We start from the raw sequence: 23,753 nt of genomic DNA, 5'->3' as shown, positions 1-23,753 counted from the left end.
TTTGTTGACTTGTTCTCTATAACGAACTAAAATAGCGATATAGTCCTTACAAAATATTAAAAAAGGTGGTTCTATGTCAAACAAATACAATGCAATCTATGAAAATCAAAAATCAGCAAAAGAGATAAATGTAAAACAATTATTTGAAATCATTGGTAGGCGATTATGGATTGTTATTATTGTAGTACTATTGTTCACTCTCGCAGGCTATCTTAAAACCTTATCAACTACACCTCTATATCAGTCATCCACTAGAATTATCATAGAGGCTAATCAAGATAAAATGAAAACACTTCAAGTTATTATAAAAGATTCTACGGTTTTACAAAAAGTCATTAATGAGATGGAATTACCAATGTCTCCAGAGGCTTTAGCTGGAGCAATAACCGTTACAAGTGTAGAAGATTCTGAAGTTGTAAGTATAAGCGTAATATCATCTGATCCTTATATGGCTGCCGAGATAGCCAATAAGACGGCTCAAGTATTTAAAGAGGAAGCGCCTAATATCGTGAACTTTAAAAAAATAAGAGATTTGTCACCAGCTAAAGTAAACTTCTCGCAAATTAATGGGGACAGGAATGGGACAATTATTAAGAGTAGCATTGTTGGATTAGTTATTGGCATTGGTCTAACATTCCTATTAAATTCCCTGGATTATACAGTCCGTAGCGAGCAAGAAATAGAGGATATTATAGGATTCCCAGTTATAGGACGTATTTCCAAGATGAATAAAAAGAATTCAAATGTTAATAAAAAGAATATACAAAAATCCAAGGAAAGTCAGCAAGCTAAACAATCAAAAAACGGAAAGGTAGAATTGTGAGGCGGAAAAAATGTCGATAATTCAACAAAAATCAGGTCATAAACTAAAAAAAAGAAATTTGATAGCTTATTCAAGCCCAGATTCACTAATCTCCGAACAATATAGAACGATTCGAACGAATATTAAATTTTCTTCTATTTCAATAAAAAGGAATATCATTATGGTTACTTCCCCAAATTCTGGAGAAGGTAAATCAACGACTGCAGCAAATCTAGCAGTTTCAATGGCACAAAATAAAGAAAAGGTTTTACTAATAGATGCTAACTTAAGAAGTCCTTCCATCCACTCAATTTTTAAGACTTCAAATAAAGTAGGATTGACTAGCATTTTATCCGAGTCGTTACAACCATCACTGGAAGATACTGTATATAAAACAGGGATGGGAAGTTTAGATGTATTAACAAGTGGCCCTATACCATTCAATCCAGGGGAGATTATTGGATTGAAAGTAATGCAGGATTTTTTAACTCAGTGTGAAAAGGTTTATGATGTAGTACTTATAGATTCTCCGGCAATCTTAGAGGTCACAGACACAAAAATTCTAGCAAATTATTGTAACGGAATTGTCCTCGTATTCAATTATGGAAAAACGGAATTTAAAAATGCCCTAGCGACGAAAAGAATCCTTGAGTTTGTTGAAGATAAGGTTGTTGGAGTAATCTTAAATGAAAATCCACAAAATCGATTTATCAATATGGTTAAGAAAATCCTTTAAACAAAATTAGAAATTTTTTTATCCTGTATGTTCTTTATTAAGAACTAACGAATGTTTTAACAATTAAATAAAATTTTGGTGATGTCTCCTTGCCAATATAAACGGAGGCACTCGATCATGCTGTGGGTTGAAAAACCTTAGACGCTAGTCGTCAAGAGTGTGGAGTGAGGTGGGGTTAAATGCCCTATATTTCTATTAAAGTACTAATGAATGCAGTTTTTAAGTAAGGACTGCATTCATTAGTACTTTATCGATAAAAAGGAAAAAGTGAGGTGAATTCATATGACGTATAAGCAAAGACTATCATTATTTATATTAATAGATTCATGTATTGTCATATCAGCTATTTTCTTAGGTCGTTTTTTAGTAAATGCTAGTATTTATGTTTTTACGATTCCAATAGTACTCAGTTCTATTACACTCTTACTCAGTCATCATTTATTTGCCATTTCTTTTAACTTATACAAAAAAGCTTGGGAGTATGCAAGCATAGGTGAATTAGTCATTATTTTCAAGACGGTTACGGCATCAATTTTTATAACAGGACTTGTGCAGGCACTTCTTTTTCAAGACGTTTTTAACCGTTTATTAGCGGTAACTTGGCTACTTCATATGTTGTTGATAGGTGGTTCTAGATTTTTCTGGAGAATGTATAGAGATCAGTATTTACTTAAAGATGAAAATAAAAAAAGAACGTTAATTGTAGGAGCAGGATCAGCTGGCACGATGGTTGCAAGGCAATTACTAAAAAATAATGAGGTGGATTTATTACCTGTAGCATTTATTGATGATAACTCTCGAAAACAAAAACTCGATATTTTAGGAATTCCAGTAGTTGGAGGAGTAAGCAAAATTGCAAGAAAAGTTGAAGCCTTAAATATTGAACATATTATTATTGCCATTCCCTCGTTAAAAAAACAGGAAATGAATCGAATATTTCAAGAATGTGCAAAAACAAATGCTAAAACTCAAATCCTACCTATGTTAGAAGACTTGCTGACAGGAAAAGTATCTGTAAACAAATTTAGAGATGTACAGGTACAGGATCTTCTTGGAAGAGAGCCGGTGGAGCTGGATATCGACGGAATTTCAGAATATGTAACCGAAAAGGTCATCTTAGTCACTGGGGCTGGCGGTTCTATTGGTTCAGAAATCTGTCGCCAAATTGCAAAGTTTAACCCTTCAAAATTAATTCTCCTTGGGCATGGAGAAAACAGTATTTATACAATAGAAATGGAATTAAAAGAGACCTATCAAAACTCTAAAATAGAATTTATAACAGAAATTGCTGATCTTCAGGATTATAAAAAAATGCTATCAGTCATGGCTACATATCAACCAGATGTCGTCTATCATGCAGCTGCACATAAACACGTACCCCTGATGGAACGAAATCCGGAAGAAGCAGTCAAAAATAATCTGATTGGGACGATGAATGCAGCCAATGCAGCCAGTTGGAGTGGAGTAAAAACCTTTGTGATGATTTCAAGTGATAAAGCCGTTAATCCTACAAGTGTAATGGGATCTACCAAAAGACTCGCGGAGATGACGATTCAGCAAATGAATAAGGACAGTGACACTAAATTTGTTGCAGTTCGTTTTGGGAATGTATTGGGTAGCCGTGGAAGTGTCATCCCCTTATTCACCAAGCAAATCGAAAAAGGTGGGCCCATTACTGTAACTCATCCTGATATGATTCGTTATTTCATGACAATCCCAGAGGCATCTAGACTGGTCATCCAAGCGGGGGCTCTTGCAAAAGGGGGCGAAATTTTCGTGCTAGATATGGGACATCCTGTGAAGATAGTCGACTTGGCTAAAAACTTGATCAAGCTTTCCGGGCATTCGGAAGAAGATATATCAATAGAATTTACTGGAATGCGACCGGGAGAGAAGCTATTTGAAGAATTATTAAATAAAGAAGAAATTCATGAACAGCAAATCTACCCCAATATATATGTAGGCAAGACAGGCAAACTTTATTCTAAAGAAATTGAGGATATCATAAATAATTATTCAGATATGGAAAAAGAATCATTACGAAAAAAACTTGTTGATTTGGCCAATGAGCGTGTCACCACACCTTCGCTGGTACCAATCTCAAACTAAGGGGGAATCGTCTTGAAAATTAGAAAAGCCATCATACCGGCTGCAGGATTAGGAACTAGATTTCTTCCGGCAACAAAGGCTATGCCAAAAGAAATGCTGCCAATTGTTGATAAACCTACCATACAATATATCGTAGAAGAAGCAATCGAATCAGGTATCGAAGATATCATTATTGTGACTGGGAAGGGGAAACGAGCAATAGAAGATCATTTCGATCATTCCTTTGAATTGGAACAAAACCTTTTCGAAAAGGGAAAGTTCGAATTATTAAAGGAAGTTCAGAAACCTTCTAAGTTAGTTGATATCCATTATATTCGGCAAAAAGAACCTAAAGGATTAGGACATGCTGTCTGGTGTGCGCGTAAGTTTATAGGTGACGAACCATTTGCCGTCTTGCTAGGTGATGATATTGTAGATGCGAAGAAACCGTGTCTACAACAGATGATTGAACAGTATGCAATATCTGAGGCATCAATACTTGGAGTACAAAAAGTTCCTACTGAGGAAGTATCCAGATATGGAATTATTGAAGCCAATGAGATTGGAAACCGTTTATACAATGTTACAAGTCTAGTTGAAAAGCCAAAACAAGAAGATGCACCTTCCAACTTAGCTATTATGGGAAGATATATTTTGAATCCTGGAATTTTCAAAATTCTTGGAGACCAAAAACCTGGTGCTGGTGACGAGATTCAGTTAACAGATGCAATCAGCCGCTTGAATGAATATGAAAGTGTTTATGCGTATGATTTTGAAGGCATCAGATATGATGTCGGTGAAAAGATGGGCTTTATCCAAACAACTATTGAAATGGCTCTACAACGTGGGGAATTAAGAGAAAATTTATTGAATTACTTAACAACAGTATTGAATCGAGAGTTAATTAAATGAAAAACTTGAAAAGGATACAGAAAGGACGGTGACTCATGGAGAAGAAAGTCCTGTTTTGTGCAACAAAGGATTATCATTTTGAAGCGTTTCACCTACCTTACTTTAAATGGTTTAAAGAGCAAGGATATGAAGTTCATACAGCTGCACATGGTGATTTAGTTCTTCCTTTTGTTGATAAAAAGCATATATTACCCATTCAAAGGTCTCCTATTAAAATTGATAACCTTAAAGCCTACAAAGATCTAGAAAAGCTCATTGAAAGTAACAACTTTCAACTTGTTCATTGTCACACCCCAATGGGAGGAGTACTTGCTAGGCTTGCTGGACGTAAAGCAAGAGAAAAAGGAACAAAGATGATCTATACGGCACACGGCTTCCATTTTTGTAAAGGTTCTCCTTTAATAAACTGGCTGCTCTACTATCCTATTGAAAAATACTTGGCAAAACTAACAGATTGTTTGATTACGATCAATGAAGAGGATTTTCAACTTGCAAGGAAAAGAAACTTCAAAGCACAAGAGATTAAACATGTTCATGGTGTTGGAGTTGATACAGAACGTTTTCATCCAGTTTCTCCTTTTTACAGATCTGTACTTAGATTAGAGAAAGGGTATCGTGATGATGATTTTCTTATGTTCTACGCGGCCGAATTTAATAAAAATAAAAACCAACAATTACTATTGCGTTCTTTTTCCTTAATAAAGGGTGAGGTACCAAATGCGCGACTTCTACTGGCTGGAGCAGGTCCTTTGTTAGATGAATGCCGGAAACTAGCAGAGACTCTAGGTATAAGTGAAAATGTCGACTTTCTAGGTTTTCGGAATGATATTGATGTGTTACTGAAGATAAGTGATCTTGCTGTAGCATCTAGCTTGAGAGAAGGATTACCGGTTAATATTATGGAAGCAATGGCATGTGGGTTACCTGTCGTTGGCAATGTTAACAGGGGACATCTTGAACTAATCCGCAATAAAGAAAATGGTTTTGTGGTCCCGACTGGAAATGTTGAATTATTCAGTCAAAAAATAATTGAAATGTTTCACTTAAATGATCTTCGTAAAGAGATGGGCAGGAAAAGTGAGATGATTATCAAAGGATATGATCTTAACAGAGTTGGTACAGAATTGAGTGAAATTTACTTAAGGTATATGGTGGAGGATTCTAATGAGACCAAAGATAAGTATTATCGTGCCTATATATAATGTGGAAAAATATTTGAATAGGTGCATCGATAGTTTACTAAATCAAACCATAAAAGAAATAGAAATTATCGCCGTAAACGATGGCTCTACCGATTCAAGTTATCGTGTTATTAAGGAGTATGAAAAAAAAGATAAACGCATAAAGGTAATTAATAAATTGAATGGTGGAGTGTCTTCAGCTCGTAACTTAGGTATAAATAATGCCACAGGAGAGTTTATTGGGTTTGTAGATCCTGATGATTGGATAGATCATTGTATGTATGAAAATATGTATAATGAAGCAATTGAACATTGTGCGAATATCGTTATGTGTTCCTATATTAGAGAGTTTGGGTCTCATTCTAAGGAAAAGATATTTAATATGCCCCAAAAAGTTCACTATAGTGGGAATGATATAAAAGATAATATAATGAGGAGACTGATAGGTCCAATTAATGAAGAGATTTCTAATCCTGAATTACTCGATGCATGGGGAACTGTATGGTCTAAGTTATATCGAGCTGACCTATTGTTCCAGCATAAACTTAACTTTACGGATTTAAAAGAAATAGGAACAAATGAGGATTCACTGTTTAATATTGAAGCATTTTATTATGCGGAATCTTTTGTCTTTTTAAATGTTCCATATTACCATTATTGGAGAAATAATGATTCATCTGAAACATCAAATTATAAACCAAATCTAATGAATCAATGGTTTACTCTATACAGCAAAATTAACATATTTCTTGAAAATGGAAAAATGAATGAAGACTTTTTTTCTGCACTTAATAATCGTATCTGTCTTGGTACATTAGGACTTGGATTAAACACAGTCTGTAAAGGTAATAAAGACTCTTCTTTTAAAAAAATTGAAAAATTAAACTTAATCCTTAATGATAGTCGAATCCAGCGTTCATTCAAACAATTTGAGTTAACTCATTTTTCAATTGTTTGGAAGGCGTTTTATTTTTGTGCAAAAACACAATCCTCAATTAGTTTTTATCTTCAATTATTAATAATTGAAAAGCTACGAAAGATTGTAAAGTAGGAGTGAATTTTTTGGAACCGAAACGTATTCTTCAAGTTGTAACAATAATGAATAGAGGTGGCCTTGAAACCATGCTGATGAATTACTACAGAAAAATGGACCGTAGTAAAATACAGTTTGATTTTATGGTACATCGTACAGAAAAAGGCCATTATGATGAAGAAATATTGAAGCTTGGAGGGCAGATCTTTCACATGCCTCAGATAAAACCAGGAAATTACCGCAAATACTTCAAGTCGCTTGATCAATTTTTTTTAAAACATCCTGAATTTCATATTGTTCATTCACACATAAATGAGAATAGCAGTTTTGTATTAAGGTCTGCAAAGAAAATTGGAATACCTATAAGAATTGCTCACAGCCATTTAAGTGATTTAGGAATGGATTTTAAATTCCCATTTCGTATATATGCTAGATTATTAATGAAAGATTCCCCGAATCACTACTTTGCATGCTCAGAAAAAGCAGGAAAATGGCTATTCGGGAAGAATACGAATGATGTTATTATTTTAAATAATGCAGTAAATGCTGATGAGTTTTCGTTTAATCAAATTACAAGAAATAATGTAAGAAGCCAATTAGGTATAAAAGATGAACTGGTCATAGGCCACGTCGGTCGATTTAATAAACAAAAAAATCACAACTTTCTTATAGATATTTTTAAATCTGTGAATGATAAACTTCCTGAATCGATTCTTTTGCTTATAGGAGATGGACATTTAAGAAGCGAAATTGAAAAGAAAGTAATGAATCTGGGGTTATCATCAAAAGTGAAATTTCTTGGAGTTCGGGACGATATTCCCGATTTGATGCAAGCAATGGATTTATTTCTATTTCCTTCATTATTCGAAGGACTACCGGTTGTCCTGGTTGAGGGTCAAGCTGCAGGATTAAGATGTGTAGTATCAGATACAATTACAAAAGAAACTGATGTCACTGGAAGAGTTCATTTTGTCAGTCTTAGAAGTCATCAGTCTGAATGGGCGAATATAATTTTATCTCTCAATTATGAACATGCAAATACGTTGAATGACTTGAGAGAGAATGGCTATGATGCTAAGTACATGGCTGAATGGCTTTCAGATTACTACTCTAAAGATTATCAAGCAAAATAATTTCGGAGGTGATATTTTTTGTCCCCTATCCTTACAATTTTCACCCCAACATATAACAGAGCCTATACACTTCATCTATGTTACGAAAGTTTAAAAAAACAGACTTGTAAAGACTTCATTTGGTTGATCATTGACGATGGATCCATAGATAATACTAAGAAATTAGTAGCCGATTGGAAAGAAGAAAATATAGTTCCTATCCAGTATTACTTTCAGGAAAATCAAGGTATGCATGGAGCACATAACACAGCCTATGATTTAATAAAAACGGAACTGAATGTTTGTATAGACTCGGATGATTACTTGTCGGATAATGCTGTTGAAAAAATCATTAAATTTTGGAAAGAAAATGGGAATTCGAACTATGCAGGAATAGTAGGTTTGGATGCAAATCAAAGAGGCGAAATTATTGGTACCTTCCTTCCTTCTACGATTAAAGCCTCCACTCTTACAGAACTATATGAAAAACATCAGATAAAAGGGGATAAAAAATTAGTTTTCAGAACTGAATTAACAAAGATAACTCCTCCTTATCCATTATTTCCAGGTGAAAAATACTGTCCTCTAAGTTACAAATATATTTTAATCGATCAAATACAGCCATTATTAATTATGAATGAAGTTCTTTGTCATGTTGAATACCTTCCAGACGGTTCTTCACTAAATATGTTTAACCAGTATCGCAAAAATCCAATGGGATTTTCGTTTTTTCGAAAAGAACTTATGAAATTACCTTTTGGAGGAAGAATCTATAAATTTAAGCAAGCAACACATTATGTATCCAGCAATCTTCTTATGAAGAATTGGAAACTATTTATGGAAACACCTAAGAAGATTCTTACTTTTTTTGCCTTTCCTTTAGGCTTCCTATTATATGTCCTCATAATTAGTAAAACTAGGTCAGTCTAATTGAAGAATCAGGAAATATTGAAAGGAATTATTATATGACCATACTTTGGATTAATCTCGCCATAGTATTAATTTTTTCATATTTTGGTAGGTACTTTTCTACGTATTCACTTATAACTACAACTGGCGTACAAATTTATAAACCAAATAAGGTCTTGGTTCTCGGTGCTATTGTATGTTTAGTTTTCATCTCAGGACTTAGAACAAATATTGGAGATACTTTTACTTATAAGAATTCTTATATAAAAAATGATTTTAATTGGGAGTATATTTCATCACAAAAGGATATCGGCTTTGGAATTTTACAGATGCTATTAAAAAAGGTTTCTGATGATCCACAGATCATGATATTTACTACAGCTTTAATAACTAATGTCCTAATTATTATAGTTTTATATAAATATTCACGACTTTTTGAACTAAGTACATTTGTATATATTACAGGTGGACTACATTTAGTATCGATGAATGGAATACGCCAAGTACTAGCAGCGGCCATATTCTTTACTGCCACAAAGTACTTATTAAATGGAGATTTCCCGAGATATGCAATGATTGTTCTATTTGCGTCGACTTTTCACCAAAGCGCACTCATCCTTCTTCCAATTTATTTTTTTGTTAGATCTAAGGCATGGACTAAAATAACATTTGCATGGTTATTTTTATCTGTCCTTATCGTTCTTAGTTTTGGACAATTTTCCTCTATATTATTTTCGGCTCTAGAAGATACACAATACAGTGATTATTCTGAATTTGATGAAGGGGGAGCTAATTTAATAAGAGTAGCTGTAAGTGCTGCACCATTACTGATTGCCTACTTGGGAAAGGAAAGACTTAGAGAAATATTTCCCAAAAGTGACTATATAGTAAATATGGCTTTGTTAGGCTTAGTCTTTATGATCATTTCAACACAACAATGGATATTTGCAAGGGTTTCTATTTACTTTAATTTATATCAACTGATTCTAATTTCTTGGATCATTGAGCTTTTCAGTGAAAAAGACCGAAAACTTTTATATTATTTAATACTTCTTTTGTTTTTTATTTTTTATTATTATGAAAATGTTATTAGTTTGAATATTTTGTACGAAAGTGATGTATTAAGTAGATTATTTTAAACCAATTCATAATGGAGGTGTATGCTTTGACCATTCTTGTCACCGGCGGAGCTGGATTCATAGGAAGCCATACATGTGTAGAGCTCTTGAATGAGGGCTATGATATTATTGTGGTTGATAATTTTTCTAATAGTAAACCCGAATCCTTAAAGCGCGTTTGTAAAATAACAGGGAAAAGAATAAAGATCTATCAAGTCGACCTTTTAAATCGAGATCTTTTCGAAAAGGTGTTTATAGAAAATAAAATAGATGCCGTTATCCACTTCGCTGGACTTAAAGCAGTAGGAGAATCAGTCGATCATCCTCTCAAATATTTTAAAAACAATATTACGTCTACCATTATTCTTTGTGAACTCATGCAAAAATACAAAGTAAAAAAACTTGTATTTAGTTCTTCTGCTACTGTTTATGGGATGCCAGAGTGTGTACCTATTTCAGAAGATTTTCCTTTACAAGCATTGAACCCATATGGAAGAACCAAGTTAATGATTGAAGAAATACTTCAGGATTTATATATTTCAGATGCTGCATGGAGCATTTCAATTCTAAGGTACTTCAATCCGATTGGTGCTCATGAAAGTGGAGAGATAGGTGAAGATCCTAGTGGAATTCCTAATAATCTGATGCCTTATATCACTAAAGTAGCCGTAGGAGAATTAAAAGAACTTCAAGTTTTTGGGGAAGATTATCCAACTATCGATGGTACGGGTGTCAGAGACTATATACATGTAGTCGATCTTGCACAAGGACATGTTTTTGCACTTGATAAAACTATAAAAGCTTCTGGAGTAAACATCTATAACCTTGGTACTGGAAAAGGTTACAGCGTCTTAGAAGTCTTATCAGCATTTGAATCGACAACTGGAGTTAACATTCCATTTAAAATTACACTCCCTAGACCAGGAGATGCTGCAGTCTGCTATGCTGATCCTACAAAAGCAGAAAAAGAGTTGAAATGGACTGCAAAGAAAAACATCAGTGATATGTGTCGAGATTCTTGGAGATGGCAATCTCGAAATCCCAATGGGTACAAAAAGAACAAAGATACGAAAAATCCTCGCTTGGAAAAAAGTGAGGATTTTTTAATACAAAATAAATAGAAATATGGTGAAAAGAATGGAACAAGAAGAACTAAATAAGGAGAAGTTCAAAAACCTATTATTACATGCATACAAATTGGGTACGGAATCAGAAAACATGAAGATTTCTAATTTAATAGAAGAAATCAAACAACAATTAGTTGTTTCAAACCGTAAATAAATCCGTTGGAAGTGAAAATATGAAGAGAATGTTTGATTTATTCATATCAATCATTTTATTACTATGCTTAAGCCCACTAATCTTAATTATTGGTGCATTAATAAAGATTAGACTTGGATCACCTATTCTTTTTAAACAGATGAGACCAGGTCTAAACGGAACTCCATTTTATCTTTACAAGTTTCGTTCCATGAATAATCAAAAGGATAATCAAGGGAAACTTCTTCCGGATCACTTGAGATTAACTTCATTTGGTAACTCACTAAGAAAGTTCAGCCTAGATGAATTGCCTCAGCTAGTCAATGTTGTTAAAGGAGATCTAAGTTTAGTAGGGCCACGGCCGCTTTTAATGGAATACCTTCCGTTATATACAGAAGATCAAGCTAAACGACATCATGTTCGCCCTGGTATTACTGGATGGGCACAGATAAATGGGCGAAACGCAATAACATGGGAAGAAAAATTCAAATTGGATGTTTGGTATGTAGATCATAATACTTTTTGTTTAGATATTGAAATACTTTTTATCACTATAAAAAAAGTATTAATGTCTGATGGAATAAATCAAGATGTTAATGTTACTATGCCAATTTTCAAGGGAGAAATCAAAAGTGAAAACAAAAAAAATTAATATTCTGTTTACAAGTAGTGGAAGAAGGGTTTCTTTAATTGAGCATTTTAAAAAAGAGCTTAAAGAACTAAATAATGCTGGGAAGATAATAACATGTGACGTTAAAAGTACATCTCCAGCCGCTTTTGTTTCTCATCATCATGAAATTGTTCCTCCTGTCTATGCTAAAAGTTATATTTCTAAACTAAAAGAAATCTGTATACAAAACGAAGTAAATCTATTAATCCCATTAATAGATTCAGAACTTTGTATAATTTCTAAACATAAAAAGGAATTTGAGAAATTAGGTGTAACTATATTAGCCTCATCTCTTAAAGTAAACGAAATTTGTTTTGATAAGAGTAAAACAACTCGCTTTTTTAAAGAAAATAATATTGAATGCCCTAAAGAATACAATATTGAAGATGTCCTATTAGACGAAAATTCAGTATTTCCATACTTAATTAAACCAGCAAAAGGTAGCTCCAGTATAGGAGTATATAAAATTAATAATCGAAAAGAACTGAATTTTTTTAAGGACTATATATCTCAACCAATTTTACAAGAATTTTTATCTGGAAATGAATATACAATAGATGTATTTGTTGATTTTAATGGGGAATATCTAACAGCTGTACCTAGACTTAGGATAGAGACTCGTGCTGGTGAAGTCAGTAAGGGGTTAACTGTAAAAAATAAACTCCTAATGAATGCTGCAAAGGATGTTATAAATAAATTACCTGGCGTAATTGGATGTATTACGTTGCAATGTTTCTATACAAATCATGGAGATATAAAGTTTATAGAAATAAACCCTCGCTTCGGTGGAGGTTCACCATTATCAATTGAAGCTGGTGCTAATTTCCCTAAATTTATTATTGAAACATTAACTAATACGGATTCTTCTATTAATATGGATAGTTGGAATGACGGTCTTTTAATGTTGAGATATGATGATGCTATTTTTCTAAATAGGGATAAAATTTAATGATAGGTGCAGTTATATTTGATATGGATGATACTTTGTACCCGGAATATGATTTTGTGAAGAGTGGACTTAAAGCAGTTGATAATCATTTAAGTTTTAATAATATAAAAGGTTTTTATGAGATAGCGATCTTACTTTTTAATAAAGGAGTAAGAAATAATCTATTTAATAAAACTCTAGAATTTCTTAATGTTGGTTATAGTGAACTTGATATTCAAAACTTAGTTTTTGTATACCGAAATCACACTCCAAATATTTCACTTTCAGATGAAACTATAAATATTATTAAATGGTTAAATAGAAAATATAAAATGGGTTTAATTACTGATGGCTTTTTAACTACTCAAGAAAAAAAAGTAAAGGCATTAGAATTGGATAAATATTTTGATGTTTTAATTTATAGTGATCAGTATGGACGTGAGAATTGGAAACCAAGTAATGTTCCATATTTAAAAGTAATGGAGCATTTTAAATTAGATGGACCTCACCTGCTATATGTTGGCGATAATGCAACCAAGGATTTTATTTCAGCAAAAAAACTTGGTTGGTTGACAATACAAATACAAACAGAACAAGGAATATATAAAAATTTAAGTGTAGATACTGAGTATGAAGCTCATTATAAAATTACTTCTATATCTAAATTAAGAGAATTATTATGTGGGGAAATTTGTAGTTTTATGGAGGTGTAGTAATGAACGAGAAAAAAATCCTTTTATCGTCACCTCACATGAGTGGGAATGAATGGAAATATATTAATGAAGCTTTTGAAACAAATTGGATTGCACCTACAGGACCCAATATTGATGCTTTCGAAAAAGAAGTAGCAGAATATGTAGGAGTGAAAGAAGCCGTTGCAGTTAGTTCTGGAACTGCAGCAATCCATTTGGCTCTTTCTTTATTAAATGTGGAGAAAGGAGATACGGTTTTTTGTTCAAGTCTTACATTCGTTGCAACTGCAAATCCAATTCTTTATCAGAATGCAGAACCTATTTTCATTGATTCAGAGCCAGAAACTTGGAATATGTCACCACTTGCCTTAGAAAAAGCATTTAAAGAAGCTGCTTATTCAAGGAATCTTCCTAAGGCTGTAATTATTGTGAATCTATATGGTCAACCCGCCAATATGGATGAATTGCTATCAATCTGTAATCAGTATGGAGTTCCAATAATTGAAGATGCAGCAGAGTCACTTGGTGCCACTTATAAAGGAAAAGCCAGTGGCACATTTGGAGACTTAGGTATTTATTCATTTAACGGAAATAAAATCATTACAACTTCTGGCGGGGGAATGATTGTTTCTAATAATACTTCAGCAATGGAACGAGCTCGGTTTTTAGCCACTCAAGCAAGAGATACAGCACCTCATTATCAGCATAGTGAACTAGGTTACAATTATCGGATGAGTAACATTCTTGCTGGAATTGGAAGAAGTCAATTAGAGGTGTTAACAGATAGAGTTAAAGCCAGAAGAGAAATATACGATTTATATTATCAAGAACTGGCTTATCTACCTGGAATTACATTTATGCCCGAATTAGAAAATACCCAATCTAATCGGTGGTTGACAGCTTTGACAATGAATGAAAAAGAAATAAGAATTCCTATACCAAAACTACTTGATGTTCTTGAAGGAGAAAATATTGAAGCAAGACATGTCTGGAAACCCCTTCATTTGCAGCCTCTTTTTCAGACTTACAATTACTATCCTCATACTAGAGAAACAAGTGTTTCTGAACAACTTTTCAAGACGGGAATCTGTCTGCCATCCGGGTCCAATATGACCCGTGACGATCAACTGAGAGTCATTCATTCAATAAAAAAACTATTAACATAAAGAATGGTTACACTCCATTAATCCATTACTCCAATTGGTAAATGAAAAAAACAGTGAAGAGGTAAACATATGATTGGAAAAAATATTGCAGAGTTAAGAAAGAAAAGAGGTTATACCTTATCGGAACTTGCTCAACAGGCAAAAATCTCGAAGTCTTATCTAAGTAATATAGAACGTAGCCTTAATAAAAATCCCTCATTGCAAGTTATGGAGAAAATTGCGAACGTTTTAAATGTTGATTTCGTAACACTACTAAAACAAGAGACTACCAAGGTTAATCCATGCTACTTAGAAAAAGAATGGATAGATTTTGTAGAAGAACTTAAAAAAAATGGTCTTAAAAAAGACCAAATAAAAGAGTACAAACCGTTAATAGAGTTTATTAAATGGCAAAATAAGAGGGATTAATTTATGAATTCAAATAATAAAATTCCGAAAGTCATCCACTATTGTTGGTTCGGTGGAAAAGATAAGCCTGATATTGTAAATAAATGTATGGACAGTTGGAGAAAACACCTTTCTGAATATGAAATTATTGAATGGAATGAAGATAATTTTAACCTTAATATAAATACCTATGTACAAGAAGCATACACAACACAGAAATTTGCTTTTGTCAGTGATTATGTTCGTGTTCATACCTTATATCATATGGGTGGTATTTACTTAGATACTGACGTAGAAATCTTTAAATCTTTTGATGATCTACTTCATCATGATTCATTTTGGGGATTTGAACAGGAAAATTATATTGCGACAAGTACGATTGGTGCAACTAAAGAGAATGAGTTAATAAAAATGTTTCTTGATTCCTACGAGAAGAAAAGTTTCATAAAAGAAGATGGTAGCTTAGATCAGTTAACAAATGTAGCAATTGTCACTAAATTAATAGAAAATCTAGGTTTAATCAAAAATGGAGAGTACCAAGAACTTCAGGATATGGGTGTATTTTATCCCCAAACCTACTTTTCACCATATGATTATATTAATTGCAGAACATTAATAACAGGTGAAACGTATGCCATGCATCATTTTTATAAAAGTTGGCTGCCTGCTAGAGTACGATTCAAAAGTAAATTAAAGAAAATGTTATCTCGTGTGATAGGTGGAAATAACATTGCAAAACTAAGGCAACTATATCAGAATTTTTAAGGAGATATGTTGGATGATACAAACTTTAAAAAAGGTTATAAAGGTGTTATCCGCTGAACGTCGTGAAAGAGGACTATACTATACCATCATTATGTATATCACATACATGATTGGTTACTCTAGAGGTTTTTTTTATAAAATTTTGTTCTTCAGAAATATTAAATCAACTATTTTTACTTTACAGGCAAATAGTAAAATAGAGATTTTTAATAAAGGGGCAAAAGTCATTATAGGTAAGTTTGTATTTATTAGAAAAAATGCCAGCCTTCGTCTTGATTTCGATGGAAGGTTAGTTATAGAAGATAAAGTTTTTATAAACGATAATTGCAATATTAATTGTGTGAATAGTATTTTAATAGGAACTAAGACTAAAATTGGGCCTAATGTAAGTATTAATGACCATGATCACAATTATAAATATATAGATGACAGTCATCTAATAACTGGTGAAGTCATTATTGGAAAAAATGTGTGGATTGGGTCTAATGTGGTGATTTTAAGGAATACTTTTATTGGTGATAATGCCGTCATTGCAGCTGGAAGTGTAGTGAAAGGGAATATTCCGGAAAATACCTTATTTTTGAATAAAAGAGAAAATGAGTATATTCAACGTAACAAAAAGGTTGTAGGTTAATATATTTCAAATGAGGGATTATATGAAAAAAAATATTTTGATATCTATTTATGATATGGAAATTGGCGGTATGGAAAGAAGCTTAATTAATATGTTAGAAATTTTCAACTATGATGATTACAATGTAGATTTGTTTATTCTTCATCATAAAGGAGAGTTTCTAAGTTTGATTCCTAAGGAAGTGAATATACTACCAGAAATAGGACCATACACAGTGTTTAGAAAATCTATTAGACAAAGTATAAAAGAAGGCCACCTTTATAGCTCTTTAGTCAGATTAGTAAGTAAGGGTGTAGCAAATATTAAAGCAAAAAAAGAAAAGTTAGAAGAAGGACCTGGATATATTCAAATGCAGCTTGCAACTAAGTATTCTTTATATGGAATGCCAAAATTTAAAAAAATCTATGATTTTGCTATTAGTTATGCCTGGCCACATGACGTTCTAGCACAAAAGGTAGTTGCAATAAAAAAAATAGCCTGGATTCATACTGACTTTAGCAAATTAGAAATAGACAATAAACTAGATTTAAACATATGGAAAAGGTTCGATTATATCGCATCGGTTTCTGATGAAACAACCAAGTCATTCTTGACTAAGTATCCTTCCTTAAAGAATAAACTAATTCTCATTGAAAATATTACTTCTCCTGAATTCATAAAAAGTATGTCTGAGGAAAGTATAGAATTCAAGAATAAAAAAGAAGAAACCTTTAATATTCTTTCAGTCGGAAGATTATCTTATGTAAAAGGGTTTGATATGGCTGTTAGAGCTTTGAAGCAATTACATGATAATGGTTTTACTGATATAAAGTGGTATGTAGTTGGCTATGGAGGATACGAGGGAGAACTTAAAAAGTTAATTAATGAAAATAACCTAACCGAAAGTTTTTTTTTATTAGGTAAAAAAACAAATCCATATCCTTATATAAAAGCATGTGATTTGTACGTACAACCATCACGCTATGAAGGTAAAGCAGTTACCGTAACCGAAGCAAAAATATTAGGGAAACCAATTATAATAACCAACTACCCTTCCTCCAAGAGTCAAATTGAAAATGGAAAAGATGGTATTATATGCGATTTAACAGTGGAAGGATTGGCTAAAAATATAGAGGTATTATACAAGGATTTTGATCAAAGAATTTGTCTAAGTAAAAACTGTCAAAGAAATAATTATAATAACCAAAATGAATTAGAAAAATTATATGAAATTATTAACGGTTGAAGTAAATAAATAACACAAGACCATATAATAATGCCTATACCAATTCTTCTAGCTTAATAAAAAAGAAGTTAATTAAGCAAACTATCTAGACTAACAAACAGTTAAATTTGCGAGGGTTAATTGGGGATCAAACCCTTATAAATTATATTGGATTGAATAAGACAGCATAAAAGGTAATTTTAGTATTTTATTACTCATTAGTAAATAAAAATAAAGGTTTTAAAGATGAAAATATAATAATAAAGTGAGGATTTTCAATATGGATAATGTACTATTACTAGACACATCGGTAGGGTCTCTTAATAAAGGTGATGACATAATTATGAAATGTATTAGACATCAATTATTAGGAATAACAAACAATAGATTTACTTTAACACTTCCTACACATGTATCACCTTTTCATTGGTACCAAGTGGCTAGACGATCGAGTAGAGTGAAAATATACAGTGAAGCAAAATATAAGTTTGTTGGTGGTTCAAATTTATTAACTATGAATATGGTCACACATTTTCCGCAGTGGAATATAAATATATTTAATTATCACCCTTTAAAAGGGAGTATTTTAGTAGGGGTGGGCGCTGGGAAAGGTACTAAGGTAAATACTTATACAAAAGTATTATATTCTAAAGTGTTGTCGCATAAATATATTCATAGTGTGAGAGATGAAAGAACTAAAAAAATTGTAGAAGATATGGGATTTAAAGCTATAAATACAGGCTGTGCCTCCTTATGGTTACTCACACCTGAATTTTGCAATGACATTCCTACTTCAAAAGCTAATGAAGTAGTTTTTACTCTTACACATCATTCTAGAGATATTGAGAAAGATCAATTATTAATAGACATTCTAAATAAAAATTATAAAAATATTTATTTTTGGGTCCAAGATGCAAAAGATTTAGAATATTTTAAGGTTTTTAATAATATTGAAAAAATAAAAATTATCCCACCAACAGTGGAAGAGTATGAAAAAATACTAGATAAAGAAATTGACTATATTGGAACACGTTTACATGGTGGAATATTTGCTATGAGAAACAAAAAACGTTCTATTATTATTTCTATCGATGAAAGAGCTCAAGGAATGGCCGAAACTTATAATATAAATACCATTCATAGAGATAATTTTAATCAACTAGAGAATATGATCAACTCCCAAATTATTACTAAAGTGAATGTGAATTATAAGCGGGTAAATGCATGGTTAAAACAATTCGAAAACTGAAGAAGGAAGTGTGACATTAATGAAAAGCATTGTGCTGGATAAAATTATAGTTAAAAATAATAGAGTGGATTATTTTTTCGATACTACTAAAAATTTAAAAAAATTTTTTAATGCTAATAATAACTTATTTATTGAATATAATTATGATATAACCGACATTCCAGAGAGTATACTTACCATTCCTTTTTTATCGAATGTTATCCCCCTTGCCTGGATCACTAATTCTACTGTAGAGATAAATGAATTAGATAAATCTTTTTATGAATGTTTAAACAATTTGAAAGAAGCATATCAGAAAATGTTTCCGAATATAAATTTTCAAGGAAAAATCATAGTTGAGAAAATTATTGATAACTCATATGAGCCAATTCATAAGGTAGCTTCTTTATTTAGTGGTGGTCTTGATGCAATTACAACATTTATTAGGGTTAAAGATAAAAATCCATTATTAATTACAGAGTTTGGATGGCATGAAAGTGATATAGAGTATAGTGACGTGTGGCAGGCTGATAAAGAAAATGCAGTAGAATTTGCTGAGAAATATGGCTTGGAAAATATATTGGTTCAATCAAATTACGGGAATTTTATTAACGCAAGAAATATTGACAAAGATTTTTCAAAAAAATTAGGTGATTCATGGTGGCATGGATTACATCATAGTTTGGCAATAATATCATCTGCAATCCCAATAGCTTTCAAACTAAAGGTAGAATATATATATATTGCAAGTTCAAATTCTATAGGTTTAGAAGTTCCTTGTGCATCTGACCCCACGACTGATAATAAAATAAGGTTTGCCTCAGGCAAAGTATTTCATGATGCCTTTGAACTTACAAGGCAAGATAAAACAAAAGTTGTGGTCGACTATTTTTCAAATATAGAAGAGACTATTAATATTAGAGTGTGTTTTAAAAATGAAGAGAATTGCTGTAATTGTGAAAAATGTTTAAGAACTATCTTAGGAATTGTTGCAGAAGGAAAAAACCCAAAAGACTTTGGGTTTAATATTCCAAATAACCTGTCATATCATGTGGAAAAGTTCTTATATGATAATATAAAATTTTTTACAAAAATAAATATTATGTATTGGAATACAATTAAACAACGAATTAAAGAAAATCATAATAATATCTCTTCAGAATATAGATTTGATTGGTTTTTATCTTATAATTTTGTAACAGAACGAAAAAACTCCTTATTAAAATATAGGATTACAAAATTTTTTCCTATATTAAAAAGAAAAATCAGTACCAAAATAGATAAAATCTTTGAAAGTGGTTATTGAGTTACTAAAATTATGAGAATAAAAAATAGTATTATGAATATGTTTTTCGGTTTGTCAGGCCAACTCATTAGTGTCTTTATGGGTTTTGTAGTAAGAACGGTATTTATATATACCCTTGGTATTGAATATATAGGAGTTGAAGGTCTATTTTCAAGCATACTAATTATGCTTTCTCTAGCAAACTTAGGGTTTGACACTGCAATGATTTATAGTCTGTATAAGCCTTTAGCGAACAATGATTTACAGAAAATCAAGGCTTTAATGAATTTATATCAAAGGGCATATAGAATCATTGGGTTAGTTGTATTTTTGTTAGGGATAATAATTTTTCCATTTATACCTTATTTTATAAATGGTGAAGAATTCGTGGATCATATAAATATTATTTATTTATTATTTTTAGTTAATTCTGTTTCATCCTATTATTTTATTTATAAACAGTCGATCATTATTGCTGATCAGAAGAATCACATAATCTCTAAAATTCATAGTGTTTTTATTATTTTATCTAATTTATTTCAAATTATAATATTGTTAATTTCTAATAGTTACATCTTAACATTAGCAATTCAAATATTATTTAGAATTATAGAAAATATCTACATAGCTCAAAAAGCAAATAAACTATATCCTTATATTAAACAAAACAATAAAGAAAAATTAAATCAAACAGAAAAGAAAGAATTTTACAAAAATCTATACGCCTTATTTTTATACAAGATCAGTGGAGTAGTAACTAATGGGACTGATAACATTCTTATTGCCAAGTATGTGGGTATAATTCAGGTAGGAGTTTATTCAAACTATCTTTTAATCATATCTACTCTTAATACTTTTTTGAGCCATGTTTTTTATTCACTGAATGCTAGTGTTGGAAATTTAGTGGTGAAAGAAAATGTTGAAAAAAAATATTTAATTTTCCGTGTAATTAACTTTTCTAATTTTTGGATTTATGGACTTTGTTCTGTATTGATTTGGAATTTAATAAACCCTTTTATAACTATTTGGTTAGGGGAAGGATATATTTTCAATAAATTAATTGTATTTTCTATCCTACTTAATTTTTTAACAACAGGAATGCAAAATGCCTCAACTATCTATAGAGAAACAACAGGACTTTTTAACAAAGGGAAATATAGACCAATCGTAGCTGCTATTTTAAATATAATTGTATCTGTCATTCTTGTTCGAATTATTGGAATTTCTGGTATATTCATAGGAACGGTTATTAGTAGATTATGCACCTATTTTTGGTATGACCCATTTATTATTTATAAGTATATTTTTAAAAAGCCTATTAAATTGTATTTCATTAGATATTCTATCTATCTCACTTTAATTTTAGTTTCTATATTAATTACTGACACCTTGTATATTAATTTTCATTTTAATTCATTTACAAATCTTTTTATTCGTGCAATTACAAGTCTTATTATTCCTAACATAATATTTTTTATAGTATTTAGAAAATCGGAAGAGCTATTGTATCTAATAAGTATAGCCAATACTCTTATTGGAAATAAAAAATATTTAAAGAGAAATGGTCTAATCAATAAATGGATACAAAAAGGTTAATCTTTAGCTGTATTTCTAATTCGATCTTCAATGGCATGTGGGGTATGGTATCTCCCATAAAATGCAGTGATTCCTTTTTCTATTATACCTCCCCTCATAAATTGGAACATATTAAATTTTATTGTTTGGTAGTCTAGATATTGTACTTGCAACCTTTCTAGCTGAAGATTGCTTAATACGTTTATTTAAACTCAATACTTGTATATTTTAAACCAAGAACAGTATGAAGTACTAAGCTCGCCGAGGTTTCTTTTGGAGAACGGACGTTATTGAAAACTTTTATGACCAGCTCTATTGTACTATATCCTAATATAATGAAAAACCTACTATATTTTTTAGAATGAATAACCAATACAGAAGCAAAATAACATATCCGTCTGAAACGTGTGGATAAAGGTATACCTATTTCTTATTAATGAATTGGGTGGTAAAGTCTCGTGTTAGCAAATTTTCTAACTGGTTAACCCATTTGTCAGACAGAGAATGAAGGTATTTATATCTTAATGATAGAACGAATTTTCACCTTTCTCTTAGGCATTGCACAGGCTTTAGACTTAAGCAAAACTTTGGTTGGAAAAATTCATGTATCTTGGAGGTAACATGATGTTCCATACTTCCTAGCAACACGAGATGAATTTCGTTCGTTAGTTCTTTGTTTTCCTGTTCGTGATTTGATACGACGGGTTGAAGAGATCCAGGCTGCTTCTTGGGATCTCAAATACTTTAAAATTTTCTGTATGCGGTATACGTATTCATATGTTTTTAGATAAATTCGATAAAATCAGTATCGTTTACTTTTCGCATAGCATTTCTAAAGTTTTAACTTCCTGTTTCAAAAGAATTTTTTCTTTTGTGTATGACTTGTAATTCCTTCGGAGTCATGCAATTGGATTGTCAACACTAAATCAAACAACTATTTCAAGGAATAATTTTTTTATATTCTATTGGACTTAAGTAGCCAAGAGTTCCATGAATTCTGAGCTTATTAAACCAGTTCACATAGTCTCCAAATTTGAGTGTTAACTGGGCTAAGTTATCAAATGTTTTTTGATAGGCGAACTCAGTTTTAATGATTTTAAAGGTCGCTTCCGCGACGGCGTTATCAAATGGACACCCTTTCATACTAAGAGAACAGCCAATATTAAATGTGGTTAAGGTTTCATCTATTAGATTTTTTTAAAATTCATTTCCTCGATCTGTGAGGAAGAGCTGAATTTGATGAAGGCTTCCTTTGATGGATGCAAATGCGCGCGCCACAAGCTGGGCGTCCTTATTAGAACCCGTACTAAAACCAATAATTTCACGATTAAAGAGATCGACAAAGACACATATGTAATGCCATTTATTTTTGACTTTGACATATGTTAAATCGCTGACCACTACTTTTTTTCTTCTTCTTGTTGATATTCCCGATTTAATTCGTTAGCAAGGACTGATGATTCGTTACATGAGGATTTCTGCGGCTTATACTGAGAGACGGTATAAGATGATACAAGCCTTGTTCTTTCATAATTCAGCCAATTCGGCGTCTGGAGACCGTTAGGTCGAGCTTCTTTAACTCTACTTTAATATTGCGTGTTCCATATACCTTACGGTTCTTTTCAAATTTTTCTATAATAGGTGTCATATCGTCTTCTGATTTCCGTTCTTTTTCTTCGTAGTAATAAGTGCTCCGTGATAACTTCAGGACGTTGCACATGAATGATACCGAGTATTTGTCTTTGTTTCGCTTAATAACATTTACTTTCGTCTAGTATCATCACTGCTTGCTTTAAAATATCATTCTCCATCTGTAACTGTTTCAATTCTTTTCGTAGTTTGATAAGTTTCTTTTCTCGGGAGAACGATTGTCTTTTCCCTTAAAAGAACCTGTGTTTTCACTTTGTTTAATCCATCTAAAGAAGAAGGAGTCAGTTCATATTCTTCAATAAGTGCCTTTCTGGTTTTTCTAATTTGATAAAGTTGAATCATCTGTTTTTTAAATTCGGAAGTGAATGTACGGCGCTCTCTTTTGGTAATCTTGGGTGCTCCTTTACCTGTAGTATGT

Annotated in this window: 22 protein-coding genes and 1 pseudogene; 22 read left to right on the top strand and 1 reads right to left on the bottom strand. The window is 31.8% G+C overall.

The genetic code is table 11. From position 1 onward, the window contains the following. The first annotated feature begins 73 nt into the window (after positions 1-73). The 22 genes from ACQKIC_RS11125 (at position 74) to ACQKIC_RS11020 (ending at position 21,706) form a co-directional block, all read left to right on the top strand. Complete coding sequence (locus tag ACQKIC_RS11125; RefSeq protein WP_427591269.1) at positions 74-823, top strand: YveK family protein; 750 nt, start codon at positions 74-76, stop codon at positions 821-823. A 10-nt stretch (positions 824-833) separates the two neighbouring features. Continuing rightward, positions 834-1,538, top strand: a complete 705-nt coding sequence (locus tag ACQKIC_RS11120) for a CpsD/CapB family tyrosine-protein kinase (protein WP_427591270.1) — start codon at positions 834-836, stop codon at positions 1,536-1,538. Between the two features lie 282 nt (positions 1,539-1,820). Beyond that, a complete protein-coding gene (locus ACQKIC_RS11115) occupies positions 1,821-3,647 on the top strand; it encodes a polysaccharide biosynthesis protein (protein ID WP_427591271.1) in 1,827 nt (608 codons plus the stop codon). Positions 3,648-3,659: 12 nt separating this feature from the next. Then, positions 3,660-4,538, top strand: a complete 879-nt coding sequence (galU, locus tag ACQKIC_RS11110; protein ID WP_427591272.1) for a UTP--glucose-1-phosphate uridylyltransferase GalU — start codon at positions 3,660-3,662, stop codon at positions 4,536-4,538. 35 nt (positions 4,539-4,573) lie between these two features. Further along, positions 4,574-5,740 carry a glycosyltransferase family 4 protein gene (locus tag ACQKIC_RS11105; protein ID WP_427591273.1) on the top strand — a complete coding sequence of 389 codons (1,167 nt, stop codon included), beginning with the start codon at positions 4,574-4,576 and terminating at the stop codon, positions 5,738-5,740. After that, positions 5,703-6,770 carry a glycosyltransferase family 2 protein gene (locus tag ACQKIC_RS11100; RefSeq protein WP_427591274.1) on the top strand — a complete coding sequence of 356 codons (1,068 nt, stop codon included), beginning with the start codon at positions 5,703-5,705 and terminating at the stop codon, positions 6,768-6,770. The genes ACQKIC_RS11105 and ACQKIC_RS11100 overlap by 38 nt, the downstream gene beginning before the upstream one ends. A gap of 11 nt (positions 6,771-6,781) precedes the next feature. Beyond that, entirely contained in the window at positions 6,782-7,885 is a 1,104-nt protein-coding gene (locus tag ACQKIC_RS11095) for a glycosyltransferase family 1 protein (protein WP_427591275.1), read from the top strand. Positions 7,886-7,903: 18 nt separating this feature from the next. Continuing rightward, positions 7,904-8,794, top strand: coding sequence for a glycosyltransferase family 2 protein (locus ACQKIC_RS11090; RefSeq protein ID WP_427591276.1), 891 nt, complete (start codon positions 7,904-7,906; stop codon positions 8,792-8,794). A 35-nt stretch (positions 8,795-8,829) separates the two neighbouring features. Then, positions 8,830-9,912, top strand: coding sequence for an EpsG family protein (locus tag ACQKIC_RS11085; protein ID WP_427591277.1), 1,083 nt, complete (start codon positions 8,830-8,832; stop codon positions 9,910-9,912). Positions 9,913-9,938: 26 nt separating this feature from the next. Then, positions 9,939-11,012 carry a UDP-glucose 4-epimerase GalE gene (gene galE, locus ACQKIC_RS11080; RefSeq protein ID WP_427591278.1) on the top strand — a complete coding sequence of 358 codons (1,074 nt, stop codon included), beginning with the start codon at positions 9,939-9,941 and terminating at the stop codon, positions 11,010-11,012. Positions 11,013-11,016: 4 nt separating this feature from the next. Further along, on the top strand, positions 11,017-11,172 hold the full coding sequence (locus ACQKIC_RS11075) for a hypothetical protein (protein ID WP_427668631.1): 156 nt from the start codon (positions 11,017-11,019) through the stop codon (positions 11,170-11,172). Positions 11,173-11,191: 19 nt separating this feature from the next. Next, positions 11,192-11,803 (top strand): sugar transferase, encoded by a 612-nt coding sequence (locus tag ACQKIC_RS11070; protein ID WP_427591280.1) that lies wholly within the window; start codon positions 11,192-11,194, stop codon positions 11,801-11,803. Continuing rightward, positions 11,784-12,770: an ATP-grasp domain-containing protein gene (locus tag ACQKIC_RS11065; RefSeq protein ID WP_427591281.1), complete on the top strand. Its 987-nt coding sequence runs from the start codon at positions 11,784-11,786 to the stop codon at positions 12,768-12,770. The genes ACQKIC_RS11070 and ACQKIC_RS11065 overlap by 20 nt, the downstream gene beginning before the upstream one ends. Next, positions 12,770-13,462: an HAD family hydrolase gene (locus ACQKIC_RS11060; protein WP_427591282.1), complete on the top strand. Its 693-nt coding sequence runs from the start codon at positions 12,770-12,772 to the stop codon at positions 13,460-13,462. The genes ACQKIC_RS11065 and ACQKIC_RS11060 overlap by 1 nt, the downstream gene beginning before the upstream one ends. Before the next feature lie 2 nt (positions 13,463-13,464). Beyond that, positions 13,465-14,607: a DegT/DnrJ/EryC1/StrS family aminotransferase gene (locus tag ACQKIC_RS11055; RefSeq protein ID WP_427591283.1), complete on the top strand. Its 1,143-nt coding sequence runs from the start codon at positions 13,465-13,467 to the stop codon at positions 14,605-14,607. A 69-nt stretch (positions 14,608-14,676) separates the two neighbouring features. Next, complete coding sequence (locus tag ACQKIC_RS11050; RefSeq protein WP_427591284.1) at positions 14,677-15,015, top strand: helix-turn-helix domain-containing protein; 339 nt, start codon at positions 14,677-14,679, stop codon at positions 15,013-15,015. Positions 15,016-15,018: 3 nt separating this feature from the next. After that, positions 15,019-15,759 (top strand): glycosyltransferase family 32 protein, encoded by a 741-nt coding sequence (locus ACQKIC_RS11045; RefSeq protein ID WP_427591285.1) that lies wholly within the window; start codon positions 15,019-15,021, stop codon positions 15,757-15,759. Between the two features lie 13 nt (positions 15,760-15,772). Beyond that, positions 15,773-16,393 (top strand): acyltransferase, encoded by a 621-nt coding sequence (locus ACQKIC_RS11040; RefSeq protein WP_427591286.1) that lies wholly within the window; start codon positions 15,773-15,775, stop codon positions 16,391-16,393. Positions 16,394-16,415: 22 nt separating this feature from the next. Next, positions 16,416-17,618, top strand: a complete 1,203-nt coding sequence (locus ACQKIC_RS11035; RefSeq protein ID WP_427591287.1) for a glycosyltransferase — start codon at positions 16,416-16,418, stop codon at positions 17,616-17,618. Positions 17,619-17,877: 259 nt separating this feature from the next. Further along, complete coding sequence (locus ACQKIC_RS11030; protein WP_427591288.1) at positions 17,878-18,846, top strand: polysaccharide pyruvyl transferase family protein; 969 nt, start codon at positions 17,878-17,880, stop codon at positions 18,844-18,846. Positions 18,847-18,865: 19 nt separating this feature from the next. Next, positions 18,866-20,131, top strand: a complete 1,266-nt coding sequence (locus ACQKIC_RS11025; RefSeq protein ID WP_427591289.1) for a peptidase — start codon at positions 18,866-18,868, stop codon at positions 20,129-20,131. A gap of 12 nt (positions 20,132-20,143) precedes the next feature. After that, positions 20,144-21,706, top strand: coding sequence for a lipopolysaccharide biosynthesis protein (locus ACQKIC_RS11020; protein WP_427591290.1), 1,563 nt, complete (start codon positions 20,144-20,146; stop codon positions 21,704-21,706). 918 nt (positions 21,707-22,624) lie between these two features. On the opposite strand, the pseudogene ACQKIC_RS11015 reads toward ACQKIC_RS11020, so the two are convergent. Then, positions 22,625-23,677 (bottom strand): annotated as a pseudogene (locus ACQKIC_RS11015) (IS3 family transposase). Positions 23,678-23,753 lie beyond the last annotated feature (76 nt).

The organism is Peribacillus sp. NPDC046944 (genome assembly GCF_050272735.1).
Classification (GTDB): Bacteria; Bacillota; Bacilli; order Bacillales; family DSM-1321; genus Peribacillus.
The sequence above is the reverse complement of the archived record's forward strand: the minus strand, read 5'-3'. Positions and strand labels throughout refer to the sequence as shown.

What these genes read in the sequence shown, in the direction of transcription:
- ACQKIC_RS11125 (WP_427591269.1), top strand. Translation starts at nt 74, where the DNA reads ATGTCAAACAAATACAATGCAATCTATGAAAATCAAAAATCAGCAAAA.
- ACQKIC_RS11120 (WP_427591270.1), top strand. Translation starts at nt 834, where the DNA reads ATGTCGATAATTCAACAAAAATCAGGTCATAAACTAAAAAAAAGAAAT.
- ACQKIC_RS11115 (WP_427591271.1), top strand. Translation starts at nt 1,821, where the DNA reads ATGACGTATAAGCAAAGACTATCATTATTTATATTAATAGATTCATGT.
- ACQKIC_RS11105 (WP_427591273.1), top strand. Translation starts at nt 4,574, where the DNA reads ATGGAGAAGAAAGTCCTGTTTTGTGCAACAAAGGATTATCATTTTGAA.
- ACQKIC_RS11100 (WP_427591274.1), top strand. Translation starts at nt 5,703, where the DNA reads ATGAGACCAAAGATAAGTATTATCGTGCCTATATATAATGTGGAAAAA.
- ACQKIC_RS11085 (WP_427591277.1), top strand. Translation starts at nt 8,830, where the DNA reads ATGACCATACTTTGGATTAATCTCGCCATAGTATTAATTTTTTCATAT.
- ACQKIC_RS11075 (WP_427668631.1), top strand. Translation starts at nt 11,017, where the DNA reads ATGGTGAAAAGAATGGAACAAGAAGAACTAAATAAGGAGAAGTTCAAA.
- ACQKIC_RS11070 (WP_427591280.1), top strand. Translation starts at nt 11,192, where the DNA reads ATGAAGAGAATGTTTGATTTATTCATATCAATCATTTTATTACTATGC.
- ACQKIC_RS11060 (WP_427591282.1), top strand. Translation starts at nt 12,770, where the DNA reads ATGATAGGTGCAGTTATATTTGATATGGATGATACTTTGTACCCGGAA.
- ACQKIC_RS11055 (WP_427591283.1), top strand. Translation starts at nt 13,465, where the DNA reads ATGAACGAGAAAAAAATCCTTTTATCGTCACCTCACATGAGTGGGAAT.
- ACQKIC_RS11050 (WP_427591284.1), top strand. Translation starts at nt 14,677, where the DNA reads ATGATTGGAAAAAATATTGCAGAGTTAAGAAAGAAAAGAGGTTATACC.
- ACQKIC_RS11045 (WP_427591285.1), top strand. Translation starts at nt 15,019, where the DNA reads ATGAATTCAAATAATAAAATTCCGAAAGTCATCCACTATTGTTGGTTC.
- ACQKIC_RS11040 (WP_427591286.1), top strand. Translation starts at nt 15,773, where the DNA reads ATGATACAAACTTTAAAAAAGGTTATAAAGGTGTTATCCGCTGAACGT.
- ACQKIC_RS11035 (WP_427591287.1), top strand. Translation starts at nt 16,416, where the DNA reads ATGAAAAAAAATATTTTGATATCTATTTATGATATGGAAATTGGCGGT.
- ACQKIC_RS11030 (WP_427591288.1), top strand. Translation starts at nt 17,878, where the DNA reads ATGGATAATGTACTATTACTAGACACATCGGTAGGGTCTCTTAATAAA.
- ACQKIC_RS11025 (WP_427591289.1), top strand. Translation starts at nt 18,866, where the DNA reads ATGAAAAGCATTGTGCTGGATAAAATTATAGTTAAAAATAATAGAGTG.
- ACQKIC_RS11020 (WP_427591290.1), top strand. Translation starts at nt 20,144, where the DNA reads ATGAGAATAAAAAATAGTATTATGAATATGTTTTTCGGTTTGTCAGGC.